General features: G+C 35.5%; 11 protein-coding genes and 1 pseudogene. 11 read left to right on the forward strand and 1 reads right to left on the reverse strand.

Annotation, left to right across the window (positions count from 1 at the left end):
• The first annotated feature begins 15 nt into the window (after nucleotides 1-15).
• From AC27G3_RS16555 to AC27G3_RS16600, 10 genes are all read left to right on the forward strand, one after another.
• Complete coding sequence (locus tag AC27G3_RS16555) at nucleotides 16-705, forward strand: ABC transporter ATP-binding protein (RefSeq protein ID WP_487123474.1); 690 nt, start codon at nucleotides 16-18, stop codon at nucleotides 703-705.
• Nucleotides 705-1,883 (forward strand): ABC transporter permease, encoded by a 1,179-nt coding sequence (locus AC27G3_RS16560; RefSeq protein ID WP_487123476.1) that lies wholly within the window; start codon nucleotides 705-707, stop codon nucleotides 1,881-1,883. Before AC27G3_RS16555 ends, AC27G3_RS16560 begins: the two co-directional genes overlap by 1 nt.
• On the forward strand, nucleotides 1,880-3,031 hold the full coding sequence (locus AC27G3_RS16565) for an ABC transporter permease (protein WP_487123478.1): 1,152 nt from the start codon (nucleotides 1,880-1,882) through the stop codon (nucleotides 3,029-3,031). The genes AC27G3_RS16560 and AC27G3_RS16565 overlap by 4 nt, the downstream gene beginning before the upstream one ends.
• Nucleotides 3,031-4,005: a JmjC domain-containing protein gene (locus tag AC27G3_RS16570; RefSeq protein WP_487123480.1), complete on the forward strand. Its 975-nt coding sequence runs from the start codon at nucleotides 3,031-3,033 to the stop codon at nucleotides 4,003-4,005. The genes AC27G3_RS16565 and AC27G3_RS16570 overlap by 1 nt, the downstream gene beginning before the upstream one ends.
• A 66-nt stretch (nucleotides 4,006-4,071) precedes the next feature.
• Nucleotides 4,072-4,731, forward strand: a complete 660-nt coding sequence (locus AC27G3_RS16575; RefSeq protein WP_487123482.1) for a thioredoxin domain-containing protein — start codon at nucleotides 4,072-4,074, stop codon at nucleotides 4,729-4,731.
• A 291-nt stretch (nucleotides 4,732-5,022) separates the two neighbouring features.
• Nucleotides 5,023-5,235 carry a hypothetical protein gene (locus tag AC27G3_RS16580; RefSeq protein ID WP_487123484.1) on the forward strand — a complete coding sequence of 71 codons (213 nt, stop codon included), beginning with the start codon at nucleotides 5,023-5,025 and terminating at the stop codon, nucleotides 5,233-5,235.
• Between the two features lie 18 nt (nucleotides 5,236-5,253).
• Nucleotides 5,254-5,463: a hypothetical protein gene (locus tag AC27G3_RS16585; protein ID WP_487123486.1), complete on the forward strand. Its 210-nt coding sequence runs from the start codon at nucleotides 5,254-5,256 to the stop codon at nucleotides 5,461-5,463.
• 17 nt (nucleotides 5,464-5,480) lie between these two features.
• Nucleotides 5,481-5,687: a hypothetical protein gene (locus AC27G3_RS16590; RefSeq protein ID WP_487123488.1), complete on the forward strand. Its 207-nt coding sequence runs from the start codon at nucleotides 5,481-5,483 to the stop codon at nucleotides 5,685-5,687.
• A gap of 17 nt (nucleotides 5,688-5,704) precedes the next feature.
• Complete coding sequence (locus AC27G3_RS16595) at nucleotides 5,705-5,911, forward strand: hypothetical protein (protein WP_487123490.1); 207 nt, start codon at nucleotides 5,705-5,707, stop codon at nucleotides 5,909-5,911.
• Between the two features lie 17 nt (nucleotides 5,912-5,928).
• Complete coding sequence (locus AC27G3_RS16600) at nucleotides 5,929-6,138, forward strand: hypothetical protein (RefSeq protein ID WP_487123492.1); 210 nt, start codon at nucleotides 5,929-5,931, stop codon at nucleotides 6,136-6,138.
• 147 nt (nucleotides 6,139-6,285) lie between these two features.
• Here AC27G3_RS16600 and AC27G3_RS16605 read toward each other — a convergent pair whose 3' ends face one another.
• Entirely contained in the window at nucleotides 6,286-6,705 is a 420-nt protein-coding gene (locus AC27G3_RS16605) for an IS3 family transposase (protein WP_487123494.1), read from the reverse strand.
• Nucleotides 6,706-6,729: 24 nt separating this feature from the next.
• On the opposite strand from AC27G3_RS16605, the pseudogene AC27G3_RS16610 reads away from it, so the two are divergent.
• Nucleotides 6,730-7,149, forward strand: a pseudogene (locus AC27G3_RS16610) (transposase); the annotation flags it as partial.

A 7,149-nucleotide genomic window follows, 5' to 3' on the forward strand; every position in this document is an offset into this window, starting at 1 on the left:
TTTCTGGAGAAATATATGACACAAAGTTCACCTTGTATAGAGATAAAAAAACTAACTAAATCTTATAATCTAGGTTATGAAAAATTAGATATATTGACTAATGTAGACTTTAGTGCGAGTAAGAGTGAAATGGTGCTTATTTCAGGCCCTTCGGGAGCGGGTAAAACAACATTTTTGTCTATGTTGGCTGGATTAGATACTGACTTTAGCGGGAGTATTATACTGGAAAATCAGGATTTAAAAGCTTTGAACCTTAATACACGAACGCAGCTTCGTAGTGGCACCATAGGAGTGGTTTATCAAGATTATCGCTTGTTATCGCAACTTACGGCTTTTGAAAATGTTGAGGCTCCTTTGCATACCAGGTCATATAAAAAATCCCAACGGAAGCAAATGACCATTGATGCGTTGTCGTTAGTGAACTTACTTAACCGGGAAAAGCACCGACCACACCAGTTATCAGGTGGGGAAAAGCAACGAGTTGGTATTGCTAGAGCATTAGTGGGGGGAGCTAATATTTTATTGTGTGATGAGCCAACAGGAAACCTCAACAAGGAAATGAGTCTGAAAATATTTGAATTACTTAGATACCTATGTGAAGAGCATGGCAAGACTGTTTTATTATCTTCTCATGATCCTATGGCGAAGAATTATGCTGATCGGATTATTAACCTTGAAAATGGTAGTTTTCTGGAGGCATCATAATGTTACAACACCCTATTTATAAGCTAGGAATCAGAGAATTACTTGAGGAGAAAGGAACTTTAATTTTCCTGCTTTTTGTTGCCAGTATTGTTGTTTTACTTATGGTATTAAAGGGGGTGCTGCTTTCAAATGAGGGCAATATATATGCAGAAGATGATGCTATTTTGGTTGTAACCAATGCTATGGCACCGCGTTATCCTCTACCCATACGATATATTGACGAAATTAAAGATGAGATTGATAGCATTGAAGGAGTAGCACCCTACAATTACGTACCTGCTACGTTAAATGGTGAGAGACGAACTGTTCCGGTTGTTGCCTCTAATGCTCGTGACATGATGATAACTAATACTGACTTGATTGTACCTGAGTCTCTTATGGATAACTGGATTGACGATCCAAGTGGTTTGATTATTGGTGAAACATTAGCCGAAAAGTTAAAGATTAAGCTTGGCGATAGTATTTCGTTGACCTCGGATATGTTTACTGCCAGTGGTGGTAGCCCAGTTGTAAAGTTAAAAGTTAAAGCAACCTATAAGGTTAAAGATGATATATATCCTGCCTATACACTATTTATTCATGATCGTTTAATTCGCCCTGACGGACAAATGACAACGTTACAGGGGGCTAACTCAATCCTCGTTAGGTTAAAAGATAGGAAAGATGCCACTCGTATATCGGCAAAAATAGATGCGTTATTTGATAACAGATCAATTCAGACTCGCTCTTTTTTAAGGGATCAATATGCTCAGAGCTTTAGAAACCAGGGCAAAGGGATCCGAGATTTAATAATTACTTATGGTTACTCTGGTGTTGTGGTTGCTATCGTACTGATGTTTGCTTTTTCCTATTACCATTGTAACTTAATAAAAAATAGTTGTTTTGATGCTTTTTTAATAGGTTTCTCTAAACGAAATCAGCTTTATTATCTTACTGCGGCTCAATCTTGTGCTATTTATTTGGGTGTTTTGTTGGGGGGGCTAGCCTCGATAGTATTGTATTTTTTATTTGAGGCCGCTTTAACTAAATATATCCCATTTTTCTCTTTTTCCTGGTGGTATCTGTTAGAAATAATGCTAATTAGCTTTGTCGCTATTTTGTTAATAACTTTTCTCGTATTAGCCATAGTACAAAGTCATAAAACCACCCATACCATAGATGGCAGAGCGCTAATATGAACAGTTATTCAGAAGTAAATTTTTTATTTAAATTACAGTTTCTACTTTCAAAAAAGAACCCAGTTATTGTATTACTGGCAATTTTTTTATTGGTTATTGTCTCGCTGGTTTCAGCTTCGGGTATCATTCTACATAGTGCAATTATTGATAGCTTTGAAAGAAGTGGTGACTCAAACACTATAATTGTCAGCTCTGCTTCAGCTAACAGTGAGGCCGAGAGCTTTATTGTTCAGACTGATATAAATAAGCTAAAAGCTGATTTATCTTCTATAGGCACTCTGGAGCATTTGCAGTTTGAACCACAGGTTCTACTTTCGTCTTCATTGGATATTGAGGGCGGGGTTATTTACTTAGGATTAAGAGGCATAGAAGTTGATACTTCTTCATATAATAATGATGTTGTTATAACTGAAGGTAAAATGTTCCGCCCGGGTAGAAATGAGGTCATTGTTGGTGAAAGTATTGCTAATAAGTATCCGGCGTTTTCCGTAGGAAATACTGTCCAGTTAGCCAAGAAAGATTGGAAAATTACCGGAATATTTTCCATGAGTGGTGATATTAGAGAAAATGAATTTGTTGGTGATTTGGTTCAAATTCAATTTCGTTATGACTCAAATGATGTTGTAAGTACAATCCGGTTGCGCGGTAATAAAGTAAACCTTAATCGTGCAATGGACATTATTAATGGTAAAGATTCAAATTTAAGTGCAGAAAATGAAAAGAGATTTTTTATCAAGCAGTCGCAAAGTGTTGCTTCTATCATCATTAAACTACAAATTATCATTAGTGTTTTAATTATACCTGCAGCACTTACAGGACTGATTTCAATACAAAAAATACATATTCGTTCTCTTGTTTCTGAACTGAAATTGCTTTATTGGATTGGGTTTCTTACCAAACGTATTAAGTTATCCATGCTTCTTCAGACAATTGTTATTGCTATTGTTTCAGCCCTAATCGCTTGTCTACTTATTGCTTTGTACGTTGAAGGCAAAAGTATTGAAATAGATCTAGGTTTACAAACAACTTATATCCAATTTTCGCCTGATCAATATAATTTCCTTATTTTGTTTGGCATAGCTATTGGTTTATCACTAATTTCTCAAATTTTCACCCCTATGAATCATTTACTTACTAGGAATAAATAATGGCAGCTAATAACCAAAATAAAGGTAGTGATGACTTAGCAAAGTCATCCATTGAAAAAATTATCGGTTGTTTTGGCAAAGAACATTTTTTCGATAACTATTGGGAGAAAAAGACATTTTTTAATAAAAAGTTGCTATCAGATTCAGATATAGAGGTTTTTTTTCCTTTGCACTGTTTTGATTCTTTACTAACTGGAGGAGGCTTGATGCACCCACATTTAGATATTGTCAATCAAGGCAATAAAAATGCTGCACCTTTAACAGTTTCACCAAGTCCGGGGACTGATGTTTCCCACTTATTGAAGCAATATGATTCCGGTGCCACAATACGCATCCCTCATATTGAACAACATATTAATGAGCTAGGCTTATTTTGTGGAGAGCTAGAAAATATTGTTGGCATGCCAATTCGAGTGAATTTATATATGTCGCCACCATTTAGTCAGGGGTTTAGTGCTCATTTTGATATGGATGATATATTTGTCATACAGGTACATGGTCAAAAGACCTGGTCCATACATAATAAATATACAAATCAGCTAAAACTGCCTATTTCTGAACAAATGTTTACCCCTCAGTGGCATATTTCACAGGAACCACCTCAAGAAGTATCTTTAGATAAAGGCGATTTACTGTATTTACCCAGAGGCTTTATGCATGAAGCAAGGAGTAATGAAAGTGCTTCCATACATCTAACTTTCGCTCCTATTGGTATCGCTAAGTCAGATCTTATTATTGAAGTTATCAAGATGATTGCTAAGGATACTTTAGCCATGAGGAAGAGGTTTCAGACTTCTTTATGTGATACAGAGGAAAAAGTGAAAAACCTCAAACATGATGTTGAAAGTATTATACCTATGTTACTTGATGATAAATATCTAGAGCAGGTTGTTAGGATTACTGGTGACATTGTTAAAACTCATAGAAATGGTGATCACAGAGGTGAGATTCTAACTAGGCTACATGAAGGATGATTGTGTAGATTTTTGATTTTACTATTGAATAAAAAGCTTTGATAGCGTTTCTGCAAAGGATGTGTAATGAAAAAAATTAATAAACACCAACTTATTTGGATTGTTTTTTGTTGTTTAAGTTTTGGTAATTCTGCTTTAGGGGACGACCGCTATGTTTTAGGTGAGCATTATGAATTAATAGAAACAAATTCACAAAAAAACAGTACGGTCAGCCATAGCCATAAAGTACAGGTTGAAAAAATTTTTTGGTACGGCTGCAAACATTGTTTTGAGTTTGAAAAAATATTTAAACAATGGCAAGGAAGTTTAAAAAGAGATGCGTTGGTGATAAGTACTCCAGCACCATTAACTAAAAGATATAGAAGCCATGCAAAATTTCATTACATTTTGCAGTATTTATCGTTAACCGGCAAGCTGAGTTTTAATGTCTTTAATACCATTCATAATACTAATGACAAGTTAATAACTGTTGCAAGTCAAAAAAGATACTTACTGTCGAATACAGATTTAACAAAAAGTGATTTAGATGCAGCATATGAATCCTTGGAAGTCTCCACGAAGCTTGAAGAAACGGTTTTGCATGTGAAATCTCTTGGAATAAAAAATATTCCAGTAATTATTGTTAATAACAAGTATCTAACCTCACCTAGATTGGCTGGGGGTTATGAATCTGCGCTAAAGATAACCGAGTATTTAATCAACAAAGAGAAACGGCTTAAGCGCTGACACATCATAAATAATCAACTAAAAATTTTTGTTTTACTAAAAGTATTATTGGTATTAAGGAGCTTAGGTCTTTAATCCTCAAAATTTGGCTACAGTGGAAGAGCAATTTTATTCTCTAAATTTATTGCTTTACCGCTTTGCCGAATAGATAACCAGGTAAGCCTTTATAATTATCTGGTTAACCAAGCGACCAAAATTCAGTAAGTTTTGTTTGTACGATTGAGCATGCTGGTTGAACTAGGTCATCATTAACTTGTTGATAATATCAACTAAATAACAATAAGGTTAACTATGGATATACAAGAAGAACTTAGTCACAATTTCGATCTTACAATCGATATTGAGACGCAAGTACAACCTATAGAGCGTTCTTCATTCTATGCTGTACAAAGGCCTGAAGGTCCTAAAGGAGAGTCAGGTTACGATTGTGCTGGTACTTTTGGAAGTGCTGGTACTTTTGGTGGTACTTTTGGCTCAATTGGTAGTTGGGGCTGCTGTTGTTAACTAATTTAAGGAAATAAAATGTTTAAAGATACAAAGAATCATTCATTTGATATGAGTATAGAAAACTATAATGAAGTTCAGTCAATAGAGCGTTCTTCGTTTTATGCTGAGCAAGGACCTGAAGGGCCTAAAGGTGAACCAGGGTTTGATTGTGCCGGTACTGTAGGTACATTTGGAACGGTTGGTGGCAGCTTTGGTACTGCAGGATCTTTCGGCTGTTGTTGTTAATTAATAAGGAAATTACAATGTATAATAAAAAAAATCACTCGTTTGATATGATAATTGACAAGAACCATGAAATTCAATCAATTGAACGTTCATCATTTTATGCCCAACAAGGTCCTGAAGGCCCTAAAGGTGAGCCAGGGTTTGATTGTGCTGGTACTGTTGGTACTTGGGGAACTGCTGGTGGTAGCTTTGGTACTGTTGGTAGTTTTGGCTGTTGTTGTTAATTAATAAGGAAATTACAATGTATAATAAGAAAAATCACTCGTTTGATATGAGTATAGATAATAATAATGAAATTCAATCAATTGAACGTTCATCATTTTATGCTCAACAAGGACCTGAAGGCCCTAAAGGTGAGCCCGGTTTTGATTGTGCTGGCACTTTGGGGTGCGCTGGTTCTTTTGGCGGCACTTTAGGTTCAGTTGGCTCTTTTGGTTGTTGTTGTTAATTAAAAAGGATATAGCAATGTATAATGATAAGAAAAATCATTCATTTGATATGATAATTGACAAGAATCATGAAGTTCAACCAATCGAACGTTCGTCTTTTTATGCTCTACAGGGGCCTGAAGGCCCCAAAGGTGAGCCAGGAGTGGATACTTTTGGTACTTTTGGTAGCGCAGGAACATTTGGCGGTTGTTTTGGTTGTATGGGAACTGCAGGTTGTTGTTGTTAATGTAGTATAAAATAATTAAGTCAGAGTATTTTAAGATTCTGTAATAGATTTTGTTACAAGTTATTTTAAGTTGTATTACTCTGATATTTCTCTCTATTACTTTACTAACAAACACTATGTGACGGTCAACTTAATTTAGAGACTTGTTTAGGCACTTTTTAGTAATTTCATTTTATATTCTGCTGGTGAAATATTTCCTAATTTATAATGTCTCCGTTTTTGATTATAAAACGGTTCAATATAATCGATAATACCTCCTATTGCTTCATGTTTTGCTTGATAACGACGATAATTAATCTGTTCAGATTTCAAGCTACGAAAAAAGCGTTCAGTAACAGCATTATCTAAACAGTTTCCACGCCGACTCATACTTGAAGTCAATTCATGATCTTTCAATGAAAGCTGAAATGCTTCGCATGTGTATTGCACGCCCTGATCGCTATGAAAGATAACATTATCATTCGGTTGCCGTTTATTAACTGCTAAGCGCAATGCTCTCGTCGTCAGCTCACTGTTCGGGTTTTCTGAAAACACCCAACTGATCACTTTACGTGAGCATAAATCCATGATGGCAGCTAAATACAGCCAACCTTGTTGTGTACGAATATAAGTGATGTCGATGATTTTTGTCGCGCATTTATTCCGCAGTGGGAAAAGCAGTTAATTGCTGATGGAAATATCAATCGCAGACGTCCATGCCGTATGACTATAAGCGAAATAATCACTATACTTATTGCTTTTCATACATCAAACCTTGGTGACTTTAAAAACTATTATAAAGGTTATATTGCTCAATTCTATCGTCCACATTTTCCGATCTTATTGAGCTACACTCGATTTTTAGAAGTGATGCCCAAAGCAATTGTCCCGCTTTCTAGCTATTTTTTGATACTAAAAGGTGAATCGATGGGTATTTTATTTATTGATCCTACAAGCATTAAAGTATGTCTAACTTAAGAATACTTAGGCACAAAACATTTGACGGTATAGCCGAACGCGGCAAAGGAACAA

The sequence above is a fragment of the Colwellia sp. SU-HH01217 genome (assembly GCF_057543495.1).

Bases quoted from the DNA above. Each gene is read 5' to 3' on its own strand.
- AC27G3_RS16555 (WP_487123474.1), top strand. From the start codon at position 16: ATGACACAAAGTTCACCTTGTATAGAGATAAAAAAACTAACTAAATCT.
- AC27G3_RS16560 (WP_487123476.1), top strand. From the start codon at position 705: ATGTTACAACACCCTATTTATAAGCTAGGAATCAGAGAATTACTTGAG.
- AC27G3_RS16565 (WP_487123478.1), top strand. From the start codon at position 1,880: ATGAACAGTTATTCAGAAGTAAATTTTTTATTTAAATTACAGTTTCTA.
- AC27G3_RS16570 (WP_487123480.1), top strand. From the start codon at position 3,031: ATGGCAGCTAATAACCAAAATAAAGGTAGTGATGACTTAGCAAAGTCA.
- AC27G3_RS16575 (WP_487123482.1), top strand. From the start codon at position 4,072: ATGAAAAAAATTAATAAACACCAACTTATTTGGATTGTTTTTTGTTGT.
- AC27G3_RS16580 (WP_487123484.1), top strand. From the start codon at position 5,023: ATGGATATACAAGAAGAACTTAGTCACAATTTCGATCTTACAATCGAT.
- AC27G3_RS16585 (WP_487123486.1), top strand. From the start codon at position 5,254: ATGTTTAAAGATACAAAGAATCATTCATTTGATATGAGTATAGAAAAC.
- AC27G3_RS16590 (WP_487123488.1), top strand. From the start codon at position 5,481: ATGTATAATAAAAAAAATCACTCGTTTGATATGATAATTGACAAGAAC.
- AC27G3_RS16595 (WP_487123490.1), top strand. From the start codon at position 5,705: ATGTATAATAAGAAAAATCACTCGTTTGATATGAGTATAGATAATAAT.
- AC27G3_RS16600 (WP_487123492.1), top strand. From the start codon at position 5,929: ATGTATAATGATAAGAAAAATCATTCATTTGATATGATAATTGACAAG.
- AC27G3_RS16605 (WP_487123494.1), bottom strand. From the start codon at position 6,705: ATGGATTTATGCTCACGTAAAGTGATCAGTTGGGTGTTTTCAGAAAAC.